Raw genomic sequence first — 16,015 nt, 5'->3', positions numbered from 1 at the left:
ATTCACCCCAGGTAGTCTTTGAATTTGGTCAGGGCAGCGGCACGGCGAGCGACCAGATGCTCGGACGGGAACAGGCCATCATGCGGCTTATAGCCCTTGAGGACGCCCTTGGCCACGGCCGTTTTGTGCACCTCGGTGGGGCCATCCACCAAGCCCATACAGGCGGCATAGATCCACATTTGCCCCAGCGCCATTTCATCCGACACGCCCAGTGAGCCATGGACCTGAATGGTCCGTTGAACGATGTCGTGGTAGACCTTCGGCGCAGCGACCTTGATCGCCGCGATGTGCATGGCGTTGGCTTTGTAGTCGTGACCGTTGTCGATGCGCCAGGCGGTCTGCAACACCAACAGGCGGTACTGCTGCAATTCGATGTACGAATCGGCCAAATACTGCTGAACCACTTGTTTGCTCCCCAGAGACTCGCCCTTGGTCACCCGTGACAAAGCCCGCTCGGCCATCATGTCGATTGCCTTCTGACATTGCCCGACAGTACGCATTGCATGGTGGACCCGGCCACCGCCCAGACGCGCCTGGGCTACGGCAAAGCCTTTGCCTTCCTCGCCCAGCAAGGCATCAGCGGGTACTCGCACGTTCTCGTAGCGAATATAGGCATGCGCGCCTTCGCCGGGGTTTTCCCCGTACACACCAGGGTTGCGCAGAATATTGACGCCAGGCGTGTCAGTGGGCACCAGGAACATCGAAGTGCCGGCGTACACTGGTACATCCGGGTTGGTGACACACATGACAATCAGAAATGAGGCATAGCGCGCATTGGATGAAAACCACTTCTCACCATTGAGCACCCAATGATCACCATCAAGCTCGGCGGTCGTGGTAAACACCGATGGATCAGCACCTCCCTGGGGCTCGGTCATTGAGTAGCAGGAAACGATATCGCCATCGAGCAAGGGTTGCAGGTAGCGGGCTTTCTGTTGCTCGGTACCGAGCATTGCCAGGATTTCGGCATTGCCGGTGTCCGGGGCGGCCGTGCCAAACACCGTCGGCGCCCAACTGGAACGACCGAGGATCTCATTCATCAGCGCCAGCTTGATCTGGCCATAGCCCTGCCCACCCAGCTCCGGACCCAAGTGACAGGCCCAAAGCTCCTGCTTTTTCACTTCGTCGCACAAAGGTTTGATGATCGCTCGCGCAGCCTTGTTACCCGTGTCGTAGGGCGCGCTCATGTCCGGCCAAAGCGTGTCCAGCGGTTCGATCTCTTCTTTGACGAAGCGTTTGATCCAATCGAGTTTGGCTTGAAATTCTGGCTCAGTACTAAAATCCCACATGTTGTTCGGTCCTCATCATTAGCAAAGCTGGGCAGCGAAGCGCAGGCCACGCTGAATCATCTTGGGTACGTCGGTTTCCATCTTGGCGTGCACCGGGTGGTCGGACTTGCCTGCCTTGTAGCGGGCATAGGCGCCTTCCATGATGATTGCCAATTTGTACATTGCCAGGGCCATGTAATACGGCAGATGGTCCAGAGCCAGCCCTGTCTTCTCGGCATAGCGAGCGGCGAGCTCGGCACGTGCAGGCATCCACTGCCAATCGATGTAGTCGGCAAACGTGGCGTCCTCACCCGGGTCTTGCCAACCGGCCAGGGCCCAGCCCAGATCCAGCAGCGGATCGCCAATGGTCGCCATTTCCCAATCGACGATCGCTGTCAGACGCACCGGCGCCGAACCTTCGTACATGACGTTGATGAATTGATAGTCACCATGGATCAACGCGACGCGCTGCATCTGTGGCGTGTGCTGAACCAGCCAGTGGCCCAGTTCTTCCAGCCCGGGAATGTCGCGAACCTTGTAGCGCACCAACTGCGATGACCATCGCGCAACCTGGCGCTCAAGGAATTGTTCGGGTTTGCCAAAACCTTCCAGGCCAATGGCTTGCCAATCGGCGTTGGCCAGCTCGGCCAGGGCGTCGACCAGCTCGAAGGCCAGCTGCCGATGAGCCTCGGGGTTCGACGCGACATCAGCTGGCAACGGATTCTTGCCAGTGAAACCCGGGTGCCACTCCAGCAATGCGAAAGGCACGCCAATCACTTCACTGTCTTCGCAGCCGGCCACCAGCCGGGTATGGGGAATGTTCGTGGCACCAATCGCCTTCAGCAACTTCATCTCGCGCAGGATGTTGTTGGAGCTGGCGTCATTGGCTACCGCCGGCGGCCGCCGAAGGGCATAGCTCACACCGTTGTAGTCAATCCGATAAATCAGGTTGCTGGCACCTCCCTGCACGGTGGACATGTGGAATGAATGCTGAGGTCCGAGCTGGCTGCTGAGCCAGGCTTGCAAGCGAGAAAGATCCGGTAACGCAGTGGCATTGCCCGACATAGTCAGAACTCCGTGCGCGGCGCGACGAAAACACGCCTTGTTTATTTTCATCAATCATCAACATCATTTATATGAATGTCAACACACAACTACTGGTCTGTTTCGACAACGGCATGACGGATTCACAGTCAATCGCCAACAGATAAGCCCTTGCCTATTGATCTATATGATTGTAATGTTAAATTCGCATCATCTTGACGCTGACTGCCGCTAGCCACTGCGAGGTTGGACTGCCGAATGACGCTTCCTTGGGAAGCAATCTCTGTCCTGGCGTTGGCCATACCCCGCAGATGCAGCTCTCTGAGTTCTGCCATAAGGTCAGCCTTGGATGGGGTACGCAGCCAGCCAGAATGCACGACGGGTGCATGGCTTCATTTGGGAGACTTGGATGCGTCGAAACATGCCGTCGATCACCAAGCCGTCTTCGCTCCAGTCAAACTGAAACGCCTCCCCCCGTGCTCTCCTGCTCAAAGGTTGAGCAGGATCAGTTGAACACCCGGGGCAGTTTTCGGTCAGCGACAATGCCTGCACCGCAAACGCCGAAGGAGCGCTGCACCGTCCAAGGGTTAATCCGTTCTCGAGTCTAGATACACGCGGGCCGAGGAGCCCTCGGCAAAACCGGTGCAAACGCCGGTCATGCGGCTACGACGCTGCTCCAGCGCCAGAGCATCGGAAGTCGCTGTAAATTGGCTCAACCAGCCATCCCCCCAACGCGACCAGGCCCAATTGGCCACCAGGCTGAAATTGTTCAGGGACATGCACCGCCAGGTACTTACACCGCGCCCCTCGCCTTCCGGTAACTGTGCTCCAACTCCAACAGCAACTGCGCCACCGTTGGCACCCGCTCGATCAACTCAACGCTGTGACCACCGCTCCAGACCATTTTCCAGGGTTTGATCGAAGCGGGTAGGTTGGCGCGACCGTCGACGAGCGCCGGCAAGCACATGGGATCCAGGCCATTCTGGCGGATCGAGGGCGCCAGGAAGTTCGCCGGGATGCCGCAGATCGCATCCGTCCAGAGCACATCGGCACTGCCTGCCTCGGTCAGCATCTGTTTATGCCCTGAATCGACACCGGATTCGACCGTGGCGATGAAGCGTGTACCCATGCACACCATATCGGCGCCCAGAGTTTGCGCGGCAGCGATGCCGGCACCGTCGGCCACGCCACCGGCCAACTGAATGATACCGTCGAACATCTGCCGCACCTTGGGCACAAAAGCGAAGGGCGACAACAGGCCGCCCAGACCGCCGGCTCCGGCACAGACCAGCATCAGTCCATCGACGCCGGCGGCGATGGCACGTTCGGCCTGTTCCACCGTCGTGGCGTCGTGGATCACCAGACCGCCCCAGTCATGGACCTGCTTGACCAACTCGCTGGGGTTGCCGGCGTTGCTGGTGATCACTGGCAGTTGGGCCTTGCGGCACACGGTGATTTCTTCAGCAAGCACCGCTTGAGGCTTGGCCCGCGAGACATTGATATTGACCGCGAATGGCGCGATGGCCTCACCCCGCTCACGCCCCTGGCGCTGCACGGTCTGCAACTCGTCAACCCACAGCGCCAGGCCGCCCTCGCGCGCAGCGTTATGGGTGGGAAAGCAACCCATGATGCCTGCCTGGATCGCCGCACTGACTAACGCGCGGCTCGAAGCGATTGACATCGGCGCGGCCATCAAGGGCAGTCGCAGGCTGCGCAACAGTTCAATCTTGTTCATGACTCATGGCCTCTGTGCTACAGGAAGCGACCGTGAGCCGCAGAATTTATCATTCGTATGATATACACTTTTTTACGTTGTTCGAAGGTAATCAACGGATCAGGGCGCGCCGGCGGTCAAGAAAATCGGACGACATTTCGAGAAGACGACGGCCAGCACAATCATACACATCATTAATACATAAAATACTTGCTGACGTTCAGCAAACAAAATAAGCTCTGCTCATCCACACCATCACATGACTGATCAGAGAAGGGGATCGCACCTTGAGCAAACTTACGACCGAACGCGTTCTGAATGTTCATCACTGGAATGACAACCTGTTCAGCTTCCGTACTACACGGGATCCAGGACTGCGCTTCAGCAATGGCCAGTTCGTCATGCTCGGTCTTGAGGACGGTGGCCGTCCGTTGATTCGCGCCTACAGTGTCGCCAGCCCGAACTACGAAGAGCACCTCGAATTCTTCAGCATCAAGGTACCCGACGGTCCACTGACGTCGAAACTGCAGCACCTCAAACCTGGCGATCCCATTGTTGTCAGCAAGAAGCCAACGGGCTCATTGATCCTCGACGACCTGCTGCCAGGCAAACACCTTTATCTGCTGTCTACTGGCACCGGTCTGGCGCCCTTCATCAGCGTGATCCAGGATCCGCAAACCTATGAGCGATTCGAAAAGGTCGTACTGGTCCATGGCGTGCGCTACGTCTCCGAGCTCGCGTATGCCGACTTCATCGATAAGGTCTTGCCCGATAACGAGTTTTTCGGCGAAAAAGTCCGCGAAAGCCTGCTCTATTATCCGACAGTCACCCGTGAAAACTTCCGCAACCAGGGTCGCCTGACCGACCTGATCAGAAGCGGCAAGCTATTCAGTGACCTTGACCTCCCCCCTGCTGATCCGTCCACAGACCGTTTCATGATCTGCGGCAGCCCGGCAATGCTCACAGACAGTTGCAACCTGCTCAACGAACTGGGTTTTGTCGTTTCCCCGCACATTGGTGCACCTGGCGACTATGTGATCGAGCGTGCCTTTGTCGACCAATGACTGCTGACAGCGTGGAGTACTGATTTTGACTTTCGTCGTTACCGATAACTGCATCCAATGCAAATACACCGACTGTGTAGAAGTATGCCCTGTCGATTGTTTTTACGAAGGGCCGAACATGCTGGTCATTCATCCAGACGAATGCATTGATTGCGCACTTTGCGAACCAGAGTGCCCGGCCGCTGCCATTGTTGCCGCAGACGATCTGATGGAAGAAAACGCCCATTTCCTTGAACTGAATGCCGAACTGGCGCAGCTCTGGCCAAACATCAGTACGCAAAAGGCCGCGCTCGAAGATGCAGCCATCTGGGATGGGAAGAAAGGCAAGCTCAAACAGTTAGAGCGTTAAGCAGCGCTATTTTTTTCGGAATGATACTTGCTGCGATTCAGCAAGTATCATAAGGGTTGAGCGTCCAACTACCCGCCAGGAACCAGAAACATGCCGACTGCTATCAAGAACAGCCGTAGCCAGGAAGAACGCAACGCCATTGCCAAGGCAAAACTGTGTGAGGCCGCACTGGAGCTATTCGCGTTGCGTGGTTATGACAGTACGAGTCTCGCCGATATCGGCGTACGCGCAGGTTACAGCCGTAGCCTTGCGCAGTATCACTTCGCAAATAAAACCCAACTTGGGGAATTGCTACTTGAAGACATGGGCAACCGCGACTTGCAAGCCCATGTACTGAAACTGCCCGACGATGCCGATGGCCAACTGGCGTGGCAGCAGCTGGAATGTCATCTGGACGAGAGCTGGCAAAACTACCGCTCGATGCTCGATGGCAGCGATTCCAACCTGGCTGCGCGCGGCGAAATGATTCTCTGCGTCACCGCCATTTTTTCCTCCGATTCAGCTCTACGGGAAAAACTCAAGGCCGTTTCCCAGGTTCTCATTCAGCGAGTCAGGCATGCATTGCAACTGTGTATACGCGACGGGGTGATACGAGCTGATGTCGACGCCAGCAGTGTTGCCACTTTTTATACCTCAAGCATTTGGGGCCTGGTAAACACACTCTTTGCCGAACCCGATAGCAAGGAACACCTCAATGAGGCTGTGCAGACCCTCAAGAACTTTATGAATACCTTGCGCCAGCATAGCCCAGCCCCACCAGGACAATCTCATGAAAAGCGTGAATTATAAGATCGAGGTTCTCACCGAAAATTGCACGGGCTGTTACCTGTGCGAGCACATCTGTCCGACGGGGGCCATTGTGATGGAGGGCCCCAAGTCGGCAGCGCTGGCGGTGGTCAACAACGACAAATGTGTAGCCTGCTTTCGCTGCGTGGATGTCTGCGATGACGACGCACTGCTTGCCCCGGAGCGGGAATCCCCGCTGTTGTTTGGCACCGATCCAAAATCTGCTCCTGAAGCCGACGTCGTTGATCTTTGCCATCGCGCAGAAATCGACCCAGACAAAATGGTTTGCCCGTGCAGCATGACCGGCGCCCGTGAAGTTGCTGCGGCAATTCTAAATGGTGCGCACACCATGGCCGATGTTGCGCTTGCCACCGGCGTGCAGTCCGGCTGCTTGATGTACTGCTTCGCCCCAACCCACCGGTTGCTGAAGACGTTTCTGGGCGTTGCTCCAATGCCGCATTCAAAAAACCAGTTCTACGACACCTCCTATGTCCCTTCTGACATATCGCCCGAGGTGGCAAGCCGTTATCCGCAATTCTACATTGCAGAAGAAACTCAAACCCTGGCTGCAGAAGCGGCCGCCCAAAAAGTCGTGCCGGTCTAACGGTTCGAAGGAGGATTCGTCATGAACGTTCAGAGCACCTCATTCGATCCGGTGATTGAACCACCAGTGGTCATGGCTTCGATCTACGGTCCGAAAGGCCCGCCCACTCAGCGTGCCAAAGATATTGCCGGGCTTGTGTCATTGAAGGTCCGCGAGTTGTTTCCGGATATTCCCGAGGCGATCTATCACGGCGGCGAAGACGTCAGCGCCATCCGTGCGGCCACTGAAGCGGTGTTGGCGGATATCGACATGTCGATGATTCAGCCCAAGGACAGCGTCAATATTCTATGTTCTGAACATGGCTTCGGCATTCTCGGCGGGTTTGCCTATGCAGAGATGATCAAGACCGTACGTGATGTCGTTGAACAGCGCACCGGCTGTGAGAGCCTGCGCTTGGTGGTTATCGCCTGGTTGGGCTTCAAGGAAGCTGAAGAAATCATCGAGTTTTATGGTTTCCGCGAAGCGTTCAAAGGCAACAACATGGTACGCGGAGCTACGCCATTTGATCGCGGTATCGCCATCGAAACCGAGGTCGGTACGCTTTATGGACTGGCCAAGGTCTATAACGCCAAATGGATCATCCATACCCACTACGACGACCCGCGGGAAATCTATGCCCACCGAGTCATTGACCGCGTCAGCAAGCCGTTTGGTATGTCTTATGCGCGCTTTGAAACGCGATCTATTTTCCACATGAATTTCGGTGCCCGCAGCGGCAACTTCATTTCTCGAGCGATTGCCGACTCTGCATTTGTCAAAGAGAAACTGGCGTTCTCTGTAGACATGTGCAGTTCTCCGGATGGTATCACCGGGTTTGACGCCGATAATGACCTGCGCAAATTGGGCGATCGCGTGTCCTGCAACATTCTCAGTTCGTACGGAAAAATGCTGGAGCTGCTCAAACGCATAGACGAATGCATCGTTGTACTCGATGGCGGTAAATGGCCTTACTACGTACACGCGGGCGGCATGATTTTCGGCCAGTTGTTTTACGCCAACAAAGATTGGTACGACCTCGAAAACGATGTATCGCCCACTATTCGTACACTGATGCGCTCTGCACTGAACCGCAATATCAAAGCTGTGGTGCTCAATCAGTCATTAATAGGGCTTTCCATTGCCACGCTTCCGATGGTTTACCCCACCATCGTGGCGAGCGAAGACATGGCAGAAACCATGCGTCGTGACATGGCAAACCCAACCTTCATGGATAATGCTGCCACTGCCTCAAATCTTACCGAAGCCATCGAGTGGGCCAAGCAGAAAGGCGGTACCGACAAAATCATCTTCTTTGATGGTACCTACGGCAGCATCAACCTCAGTCCTTCAATGGCCCAGATGCTGATGGAAAAAGCCCGTGAAGTTGATCCCGTGGTTGCAGTGCGCTTACCACGTTGGCTAAAGCAGCGCGGTATCGATCCGGAACTCCTGGGTGCGGGTGGCCACGCATGATCGAATTTGATCTGCTGAAGAAAAACGAGCTGAAGTTCCGCCCAATTACCCTGGAAGGTGCGGATCTGAACTTGATTGCTGCAGCCGTTGCAGAGGTCATGCAGCTCGAATTGTCCGAAGTCCTGGTGACGGACTATCTGGACAATGTCATGACTCTGGACATTCTGCGCAGCACGATTTATCCGCACCAGATACTTGCCAAAAAGGCGCCGCTATTAGCAGCGCTTGCGAGTGTTCCAGGCGTCCATATTACTGAACAAACTGGTGTATTTTCCGAGGGCATGCTCGGATGGATTGCCGCCAATGCGGACGATGCAGCTGAGGCGCTTGAAAATGCCGAGATCATGACTGCAAGTATTCGCGAACGGCTGAGTAAGCGCGCCATGATTTTCTCCACCGGCGCAGAAGTGCTCAAGGGCGAAATTAAAGACACCAACAGCATCACCATTGCCGAGGCCCTGCGTGAACAGGGGTATACAGTCCAGTTCGGCGGCACGCTGCGTGATGACCAGGAGCTGATTGCAGGCTCCCTGCGCAAAGCAGTTTTCGAGGGTTACTCCCTGTTGATTACCACCGGTGGCGTAGGCGCAGAGAGTAAAGACTGCACCGTCGAAGCAGTACTTGATCTCGATACTCATGCCGCTACTCCCTATATCTGCACGTTCACCAAAGGCCATGGCCGGCATGTGAAGGATGGCGTGCGGATCGCGGTGGGTGAATTCGATGACGCACTGATAATTTCGCTGCCCGGCCCCAATGATGAAGTACGCAGCAGCATGCCGCTGGTGATGGAAGGGTTGAGCCTGCGACCGAGCAAGCAACAGTTCGCAGAGAAACTGGCCGCCAATCTCCGTGACCAGCTACGGAAAAAAATGCAACACCACGCGCACTGACATCGCTACCGAAAACTCATTCCAGGCACACAAGAACAATAAGGTGAGAATGCCAATGCCCAAGATCGTTCGTATGGTTGTCGAGGTGATCGAAGACCTGTGTACAGGCTGCAACCTCTGCTCGAGAGTTTGCCCTACGGCAGCGTTCACCCTGCGTGATCGCTTGCCCAGTGAGGCCGGCACCAGCCGCATGATAGTCGAGCTGGATCACTCCGCCTGCTACAACGCACAACGCTGCCTTGAGGTATGCCCGCACGAAGCGTTGCTGATGAAGGAGCTCGACGAGCCCTTCCTGGTAGGCGCCGACATCCACGCTGCAGATCAGGCAGCGATCGAGGCACTTTGTGCGAAAACAGGAATCCCCTCTGCAGCTCCGGTATGCCCTTGTACAGGTACCACCATGGGCGAGCTGGCCGCTGCTATTTTGCAGGGCGCCAACACACCGGAAAAACTCTCGCTGGCTACCGGCGTCAGAACAGGCTGCTCGGAACTATGTATGCATCCGGTGCTGGTCATTCTCGCCGCAGCAGGACATGCCGACGCGCCCAAGTACCCCAAAGGCTACCAATGGTATGCCGCGGCTCCAAGCCTGTTTCAGCACGTCGGTGCTGACGGCAAGCTGCCTCAAGCCCTGAAGGATAAATACCCCGAATACCGACTGGATGAAGAGATTGCCGACCTCGGTCGCTTGCGTGCACTCAGTGCTATTCAGATGCCTGCCAATGATGAAGCGGGAGAGAGCAAATGACGCAACAATTGACGCCTTCCTTAGCCGAAAAATTGCTACCCGGCGAGCTGTTCACGACATGGAATGGTCGTACTCCAGCAACCACTATTGCCATGCGTGCTGCCGATTTACCTGGCATGCAGGCCTTGCCAATTCGCGAGTTGGTGCCGTGGTTGCCAGAGCCCCTGTGGTCAGCCGATCCTGCTTATGGCAAAACTGATCTTGAGCTCGTCCGCAAAGCCGCACGCGAGCGAGTGCAGGCCATGGATTGGTCGAAGATCAAAGCCCGCAGCCGTGTCAATGTACTTGCCAACCCCCACGGTTTTTTCATGGCTGGTGAGTCTTACGTGGTGATGCTGGAAGAAATCGTCGCGCATATTCAGCAAACCCGAAATGCGCGAGTAAAACTCTGTATCGCAGAATCCATGGGGCACATTGAGAACGCTGACTGGGTCAAAACATACAATCTCGAAGAGCGCTTCGAAAAAGTCGTCGAAGTTCCACAATGCGGGGCAGGTGTTGAAGTCGATACGCAGCTCGGCAAATTCTGGCTGATGCAGCCGCTGTTCAATGCTGACTTCTTTGTCCACACCCACATCACCGAAATGCGCGAAGCCTACATTCACAGGATGCGCGACCGCTTGGTGAAACCTTTCGGCATGTCCTATGTCCGTCTGGAAACACGCTCGGCCTACCACTTCGGTTACGGCCCGCGTACCGGGCAGCTGATCTCCCGCCTGATCTTCGACAGCGACTTCATTCAACAGCGTTATGCCGGTAGCGTTGTCCTGGACATGACCCCGGAGGGCGTCATAGGTGTCGAGGGCGACTTCGATCTACTCGCTTTGGATCGGCGTATCACTGAACGCACCCTGCGTAACTACGGCGTTGTATTTGGCCTGTTATCAGAGGTCGACGAGTGCGTGGCGATCCTCGATAGCCAGTACCCAAGCATCTACACCTATAGCGGCGGCGTGATCCTCAATAGCCTGTACTACGCCGATGTCGACTATTTCGATCTGGACAACCTGGCAGCCTACAACGGGCCAGCCGCTGCAACACGCGAGTCGGGTTTGGTGTATGGCCGAAACAAGGCAATCAAGGCTCTGGTGGTCAATTACATGACTGGCGGCCTGCCACAAACGCCAACGCTGCAGAAACAGCCCTCTTACGTTGTCGGCAAAGACATGTACAGCTGGGTGGTCAATGACCCCTCCAATACTTACGCAGAAGAATGCATCACCTACAGCCCGGATCTTCCCAGTGCAGTTGCGGCCGCGTGCGCGCAGGCCGGCACCGACAAACTGTTTGCATTCGACAACACCCAAGGCGCGTTCCGGGTTTCCGAATCGCTGGCAAAGCTTTTGTTGGAGCGAGCGCCGAAAGTTCGCGAAGAGGTGTTAAACCACCGCCTGCCCAAGTGGCTCGCCCAGCGCCGGCCGGTATAGGGAACGACCCATGACTGACGTACAACTGCTGGATAAAACCGAACTTTGGGTACGCGGCGTGACCGTCCGTGATGCTGACTTGCCTTCATTGGCTCGTGCCATGGCCCAAGCGCTTTCACTGCCTGCCGACAAGATTTTTGTCACCGATGTCGGTGCCGAACATGTGTGCTTCGACGTGCTGCTGCCCAGCTTGAAACTGGAAGATTTCGCCGGCAAGCAAGCGCAGATTCTCGAGCTGTTTCGCTGCATTCCGGGGATCACCGTCGCTGTCGATGCCGCCATTCACTCCGAAGGCATCCTTGGCCTGATCGGAGCCCCCAGCGATCAGGTGAACACCATAATCAGTGAAGCTGCACGAATGGAAACGGCAGTGAAGGATTATTCAGCCAAACGTGTTGCCGTGGTGTCGACCGGTGCCGAACTGGTTGATGGACGCGTTCACGATACCAACTACGAAGCCGTGGCCGAAATTCTTGGTGCGGCCGGCTATGAGGTCAAACATGCCGGTACCGTGAGCGACGACCTGCAAGCCATTGCCGGCCGGGTTTCGCGAATTGCCGGTGAAGGCTTTGGCCTGATTATCACCACCGGTGGTGTCGGTGCCGAAGCCAAGGATAAAACCATCGAGGCCCTGACACTGCTGGAACCCAATATTGCCACCGCACCGCTTGCCCACTTTCAGGTTGGCCACGGTCGCCATGTAAAAAATGCCATTCGCATCGGTATTGCGCAAGTCGGCTATAGCCGTGTCGTCGCCCTGCCCGGCCCAACCCATGAGGTGCGCCTGGCACTGCCGATTCTGCGTGACGGCTTGAACACTGGCGGGGACAACGCTGAAGTCAACAACGCGCAATTGATAGAACGTATCGCTGTGGCACTGCGTGCCGTACTTCCCCAAAGCACGCACCAACACAGTTCTGCTCACGGCTTCGTACGTTCGACCGATCCCGGTCAGGCAGGAGCTTGAACCCATGCGTATCGGTATCTACGGCGGCACCTTCAACCCTATCCACCTGGGGCATCTGTCGCTGGCACAAACAGCCCTCGAAAGCCTTGAACTGGACCTGGTTGTTTTCGTCCCGGCAGGTATCCCACCGCTCAAAGGCACCGACAACCTGGTCAGTGCCGAACATCGATTGCACATGGTCCAGTTGGCGATTGCCGGCAGCTCCCGCTTTTGCATTAGCGACTTTGAAATTTGCCGTGCACAGAAGTCCTTCACCCTGGATACCGTGCGCCATCTGGTTCAACAGTTTCCTGCTGGAAGTGAGTTCTTCTTCATTCTTGGCGATGACTGTATGGCCAATCTGCACCGCTGGAAAGGCATCGATGAACTGCGTGAACACGTGACGTTCGCCCGAGCCCGGCGAACCGGCAGTAATGTGCCGGCACCAACATCTGCGCTACTGACCATTGAAATGCCGCTTCTGGACATCTCATCTACGCAACTGCGCCAGCGCTTGAACACCGGAAAACCGGCCGATGACTTGACCCTGTCGAGCGTCGCCCAATACATACAGCAACATCACTTGTACCGCCCTTCGGTAGACAGCAATACGGAGAACAATAAAAATGAACCCGACTCAACAATCACCCATGCCCAAATCTCCCACGCTCATACCGCTGCTGGATGAACAACTGCGCCTGCAACCGCTGCGCGAACTGCTGGCGACCATCAGCCCTAGGGTCATAGCCTGCAGCGGCGGTATCGACAGCCTGTTACTGGCGACCATTGCCCATCGGCAAAATCCCGCTACGACTGTCGTAGCCCATGCGCTCAGTCCCGCAGTTCCTACAGAGGCGACTGCCCGGGTCAAGGAATGGGCACTTCGTGAGGGCTGGAACCTGCAGCTGGTGTCCTCCGGTGAGTTTCAAAGCGAGGACTATCTAAGCAACCCGGTAAACCGCTGCTATCACTGTAAAAGTCATCTCTACAGCAGCCTCGAACAACTCGCCGCCAACAATACTGGCGGTGCGACGCTGCTCAGTGGTGCCAACCTGGACGACCTCGGCGAATATCGACCGGGGTTGATCGCCGCCGCCGAAAACGCGGTGCGCCACCCCTACATTGAAGCCAGCATCGGCAAACAGATGATCCGCGCGATTGCACGCCACCTGCACCTGCCCTTTGCCGAACTCCCCGCCTCGCCGTGCCTGGCCAGCCGTCTCTACACCGGCACACGCGTGACCGCTGAACGCCTCAAGGCGATCGAGCTGGGCGAAACCCTGATTCGCCAAAGCACGGGGATTGAAGTCGTGCGCTGCCGAATCAGAGAAAACCAGATGTTCATTGAAACAGGCGCGGCCGATCGCGAAAGGATTTCCAGCGAACTGCTTGCCACGATCTGCGCAGCAGTGCGCCTGGTAGAGCCCGCGATCGCCACCGTCGAACTTGACGCCGAACCCTACCGCTCTGGCCGCGCCTTTCTGGTATCGCAATCATGAAAACCGTCTATGACTACCAACGTCGCGAGCGACTGGGCATGCCTGAAGCGATTTTTTGCGAAGGCAAGGACGTCGATTCGCTCGACAGAATAATCGAAGAACTGGCTGACAGTCCCGATCACCCAGTGCTGTTCACTCGCCTTCAACAAAGCCAGTTCAACCAGCTCACCCCTGCCCTTGCCGCTCTCCTGGATTACGACAGCCTGTCTGCCACCGGGGTCTTGCATGGCGCGCTGCCCCAGCGCCCCGGCAAGGTTGCCGTGGTCACGGCTGGCACCTCGGATTTACGGGTTGCACTGGAGGCCACCCGCACATTGGGCTTCATGGGTGTCGACTACACCCTGGTCAGCGATGTCGGCGTTGCCGGTATCTGGCGCCTGCTCGAGCGTGTCGAAGACATCAAACACCACGACGTCATCATCGTCGCGGCCGGCATGGATGCAGCCCTGCCTACTGTTATGGCCGGCCTGGTGGGTAAATGCGTCATCGGTGTTCCCACCTCGGTTGGGTATGGCGTGGCCGCCGGCGGGCAAACGGCATTGAACGCGATGCTCGCCAGCTGTGGCCAAGGTGTGCTGGTCACCAACATCGACAACGGATTCGGCGCGGCCTGTGCCGCTGTGCGCATCCTCAATGCATTCAATCCGGTGTCAGCGATATGAACCAGACCTCCATCGTATTGCGCACCCCATCCGGGCTGAGCGGTGACATGCTGGTGTCCGGTCTCAGTCGCCTGGCCAATGTCTCGGATCAGCAGCTGAGCGACATGCTCGACAGCATCGGGCTCGCCAGCCTGCATGGCGTACTGTCGGTCAAACCGCACATCGTCAAAGGTATTTCCGGCTGGCACGCTCATATCGACTTGCCTCAGGAGCATGCCCACCGAACCCTGCAGACCATCCTCGATGTGATCGACGCCAGCCAAATGCAGCCGGCAGCGAAGCAACTGGCCGCGCAGACGTTCATCTACCTGGGCAAGGCCGAAGCGAAAATCCATGACATCGATCTCGAGAAAATCGCCTTTCACGAAGTCGGTGCGCTCGACAGCATTCTGGATATTTGCCTCAGCGCCGCCTTGTTCACTCAAATCGCCCCGGCCAATTTTTACTGCAGCCCGCTGCCCGTCTGCGACGGTGTGATTCGTTGCGAACACGGTGTGCTGGCAAGCCCGGCACCGGCAGTGCAAGAGATGCTGCGCGGAGTGTCTGTCTACGGTATTCCATCGCGTGGTGAAACGATCACGCCGACCGCCCTAGCATTTCTGCAAGCCGCCGGGGCGCAGTTCGGCCTCTGGCCAGAGGCCAAGCTGCAGGATGTGGTGCGCTCTTACGGTGGCCGTATTTTGCATGGCGTACCCAACGGCGCAATCTTTTGCCTGGTCGAAGAGCCAGCTCCCGCCGCCGCGTCTGCGCCAACCATTACTGAACAACTCTTCGCGAGTGTCAGCGGTGAATTCCGCGCCGTCGTCGAAAGCACCGAAGCCGGCATTGTCGCGGGCCTTGGCTTGCTCGACCCAACCCTGGCGCCCGCCAACGCCGGCCGCTGGAAAGTGGTGGCCGGTGAAGGACAACAGGTCGAAGCCGGCACGGTACTGGTTGAAATCACGGGCAGCGCTGCAGAAATCGGCATTGCCGAAGACTATGTAGTGGGCCCGTTGGGTTTTGCCAGTGGCATTGCAACGCGTGCCGCCGTCTTCAAGGCGGCCTGCCCACAAGGCCTGTCGATTGCCTGCGGTGGCTGGAAAAAGCTGCCCGCCGCGTTAAAGCCGACACTGCGTGCGGGTCTTGCCGCCGTTGGCTTGTTGCCACGCCTGGTCGAAGGCGACTTTGTTTACGTCAATAAAAACTCGGTCACCATGCTGGGCGGCGTTGCCGATGCTATACGCGCAGGCATTGCAGTGGGTCACGGCCCGGTGGCGGTTCAGGTCAAGACGGTCGAAGAAGCCTTGTTCGCGGCCACCACCGGTGCCGGCGTCATCATGGTCGATACCGGTCATCTCGACGACCTGGGTGCCATTGATCAGGCCTTGCGCGAAGCCAATCTACGCCACGCAATCACCTTGGCCTTTGGTGGCGGTGTACGTCTTGAAGACCTGCACACTGCCCAGCAATTAGGGGCGCAAGCCGTCGATGTCGGGCGCGCCATTCTCGATGCCCCTTTGCTTGATCTACGCCTTCGCGTGATCGCACAAAATACAACAACAACCCAGTCGTAATTGGAG

17 protein-coding genes are annotated in these 16,015 nt (G+C 56.9%); 13 read left to right on the top strand and 4 right to left on the bottom strand.

Features of this window, described 5'->3' with window-relative positions; translation table 11 throughout:
- Window positions 1-2 precede the first annotated feature (2 nt).
- From KW839_RS08340 to KW839_RS08325, 4 genes are all read right to left on the bottom strand, one after another.
- Window positions 3-1,289 (bottom strand): acyl-CoA dehydrogenase family protein, encoded by a 1,287-nt coding sequence (locus KW839_RS08340; RefSeq protein WP_218424018.1) that lies wholly within the window; start codon window positions 1,287-1,289, stop codon window positions 3-5.
- A gap of 18 nt (window positions 1,290-1,307) precedes the next feature.
- Complete coding sequence (locus KW839_RS08335; RefSeq protein ID WP_218424017.1) at window positions 1,308-2,246, bottom strand: phosphotransferase family protein; 939 nt, start codon at window positions 2,244-2,246, stop codon at window positions 1,308-1,310.
- A 653-nt stretch (window positions 2,247-2,899) separates the two neighbouring features.
- Window positions 2,900-3,091 carry a hypothetical protein gene (locus KW839_RS08330; RefSeq protein WP_218424016.1) on the bottom strand — a complete coding sequence of 64 codons (192 nt, stop codon included), beginning with the start codon at window positions 3,089-3,091 and terminating at the stop codon, window positions 2,900-2,902.
- Window positions 3,092-3,105: 14 nt separating this feature from the next.
- Window positions 3,106-4,047 carry a nitronate monooxygenase family protein gene (locus tag KW839_RS08325; protein WP_218424015.1) on the bottom strand — a complete coding sequence of 314 codons (942 nt, stop codon included), beginning with the start codon at window positions 4,045-4,047 and terminating at the stop codon, window positions 3,106-3,108.
- 266 nt (window positions 4,048-4,313) lie between these two features.
- Between KW839_RS08325 and KW839_RS08320 the strand changes: the two genes are divergently transcribed.
- From KW839_RS08320 to larC, 13 genes are all read left to right on the top strand, one after another.
- Window positions 4,314-5,090 (top strand): ferredoxin--NADP reductase, encoded by a 777-nt coding sequence (locus tag KW839_RS08320; RefSeq protein WP_218424011.1) that lies wholly within the window; start codon window positions 4,314-4,316, stop codon window positions 5,088-5,090.
- 25 nt (window positions 5,091-5,115) lie between these two features.
- Window positions 5,116-5,439: a ferredoxin FdxA gene (gene fdxA / locus KW839_RS08315; RefSeq protein ID WP_033049108.1), complete on the top strand. Its 324-nt coding sequence runs from the start codon at window positions 5,116-5,118 to the stop codon at window positions 5,437-5,439.
- Between the two features lie 90 nt (window positions 5,440-5,529).
- Entirely contained in the window at window positions 5,530-6,228 is a 699-nt protein-coding gene (locus KW839_RS08310; protein WP_007945009.1) for a TetR/AcrR family transcriptional regulator, read from the top strand.
- On the top strand, window positions 6,209-6,829 hold the full coding sequence (locus KW839_RS08305) for a 4Fe-4S dicluster domain-containing protein (RefSeq protein WP_218424009.1): 621 nt from the start codon (window positions 6,209-6,211) through the stop codon (window positions 6,827-6,829). The genes KW839_RS08310 and KW839_RS08305 overlap by 20 nt, the downstream gene beginning before the upstream one ends.
- Window positions 6,830-6,850: 21 nt before the next feature.
- Window positions 6,851-8,281 carry a hypothetical protein gene (locus KW839_RS08300; RefSeq protein ID WP_218424006.1) on the top strand — a complete coding sequence of 477 codons (1,431 nt, stop codon included), beginning with the start codon at window positions 6,851-6,853 and terminating at the stop codon, window positions 8,279-8,281.
- The gene (locus KW839_RS08295; RefSeq protein WP_007945012.1) at window positions 8,278-9,174 is read left to right on the top strand and encodes a molybdopterin-binding protein; all 897 of its coding nucleotides are present in this window, start codon (window positions 8,278-8,280) and stop codon (window positions 9,172-9,174) included. Before KW839_RS08300 ends, KW839_RS08295 begins: the two co-directional genes overlap by 4 nt.
- Window positions 9,134-9,922 carry a 4Fe-4S dicluster domain-containing protein gene (locus KW839_RS08290; RefSeq protein WP_218424004.1) on the top strand — a complete coding sequence of 263 codons (789 nt, stop codon included), beginning with the start codon at window positions 9,134-9,136 and terminating at the stop codon, window positions 9,920-9,922. The genes KW839_RS08295 and KW839_RS08290 overlap by 41 nt, the downstream gene beginning before the upstream one ends.
- Window positions 9,919-11,349 carry a hypothetical protein gene (locus tag KW839_RS08285; protein WP_218424003.1) on the top strand — a complete coding sequence of 477 codons (1,431 nt, stop codon included), beginning with the start codon at window positions 9,919-9,921 and terminating at the stop codon, window positions 11,347-11,349. Before KW839_RS08290 ends, KW839_RS08285 begins: the two co-directional genes overlap by 4 nt.
- A gap of 10 nt (window positions 11,350-11,359) precedes the next feature.
- A complete protein-coding gene (locus KW839_RS08280) occupies window positions 11,360-12,316 on the top strand; it encodes a molybdopterin-binding protein (protein WP_218424002.1) in 957 nt (318 codons plus the stop codon).
- 4 nt (window positions 12,317-12,320) lie between these two features.
- A complete protein-coding gene (nadD, locus tag KW839_RS08275) occupies window positions 12,321-12,983 on the top strand; it encodes a nicotinate-nucleotide adenylyltransferase (RefSeq protein ID WP_007945017.1) in 663 nt (220 codons plus the stop codon).
- Window positions 12,922-13,794 (top strand): ATPase, encoded by an 873-nt coding sequence (locus tag KW839_RS08270; protein ID WP_218424001.1) that lies wholly within the window; start codon window positions 12,922-12,924, stop codon window positions 13,792-13,794. The genes nadD and KW839_RS08270 overlap by 62 nt, the downstream gene beginning before the upstream one ends.
- On the top strand, window positions 13,791-14,456 hold the full coding sequence (larB, locus tag KW839_RS08265; protein WP_218424000.1) for a nickel pincer cofactor biosynthesis protein LarB: 666 nt from the start codon (window positions 13,791-13,793) through the stop codon (window positions 14,454-14,456). The genes KW839_RS08270 and larB overlap by 4 nt, the downstream gene beginning before the upstream one ends.
- Window positions 14,453-16,009: a nickel insertion protein gene (gene larC / locus KW839_RS08260; RefSeq protein WP_218423999.1), complete on the top strand. Its 1,557-nt coding sequence runs from the start codon at window positions 14,453-14,455 to the stop codon at window positions 16,007-16,009. Before larB ends, larC begins: the two co-directional genes overlap by 4 nt.
- The last annotated feature ends 6 nt before the right edge of the window (window positions 16,010-16,015 follow it).

Source organism: Pseudomonas sp. PDM31, assembly GCF_019218965.1.
Taxonomy (GTDB): Bacteria; Pseudomonadota; Gammaproteobacteria; order Pseudomonadales; family Pseudomonadaceae; genus Aquipseudomonas.
The sequence above is the reverse complement of the archived record's forward strand: the minus strand, read 5'-3'. Positions and strand labels throughout refer to the sequence as shown.

Coding starts and splice junctions, on each gene's coding strand:
- larC (WP_218423999.1), top strand. CDS start 14,453: ATGAACCAGACCTCCATCGTATTGCGCACCCCATCCGGGCTGAGCGGT.
- KW839_RS08340 (WP_218424018.1), bottom strand. CDS start 1,289: ATGTGGGATTTTAGTACTGAGCCAGAATTTCAAGCCAAACTCGATTGG.
- KW839_RS08335 (WP_218424017.1), bottom strand. CDS start 2,246: ATGTCCACCGTGCAGGGAGGTGCCAGCAACCTGATTTATCGGATTGAC.
- nadD (WP_007945017.1), top strand. CDS start 12,321: ATGCGTATCGGTATCTACGGCGGCACCTTCAACCCTATCCACCTGGGG.
- larB (WP_218424000.1), top strand. CDS start 13,791: ATGAAAACCGTCTATGACTACCAACGTCGCGAGCGACTGGGCATGCCT.
- KW839_RS08285 (WP_218424003.1), top strand. CDS start 9,919: ATGACGCAACAATTGACGCCTTCCTTAGCCGAAAAATTGCTACCCGGC.
- KW839_RS08300 (WP_218424006.1), top strand. CDS start 6,851: ATGAACGTTCAGAGCACCTCATTCGATCCGGTGATTGAACCACCAGTG.
- KW839_RS08330 (WP_218424016.1), bottom strand. CDS start 3,091: ATGTCCCTGAACAATTTCAGCCTGGTGGCCAATTGGGCCTGGTCGCGT.
- KW839_RS08280 (WP_218424002.1), top strand. CDS start 11,360: ATGACTGACGTACAACTGCTGGATAAAACCGAACTTTGGGTACGCGGC.
- KW839_RS08305 (WP_218424009.1), top strand. CDS start 6,209: ATGAAAAGCGTGAATTATAAGATCGAGGTTCTCACCGAAAATTGCACG.
- KW839_RS08270 (WP_218424001.1), top strand. CDS start 12,922: ATGAACCCGACTCAACAATCACCCATGCCCAAATCTCCCACGCTCATA.
- KW839_RS08310 (WP_007945009.1), top strand. CDS start 5,530: ATGCCGACTGCTATCAAGAACAGCCGTAGCCAGGAAGAACGCAACGCC.
- KW839_RS08325 (WP_218424015.1), bottom strand. CDS start 4,047: ATGAACAAGATTGAACTGTTGCGCAGCCTGCGACTGCCCTTGATGGCC.
- KW839_RS08295 (WP_007945012.1), top strand. CDS start 8,278: ATGATCGAATTTGATCTGCTGAAGAAAAACGAGCTGAAGTTCCGCCCA.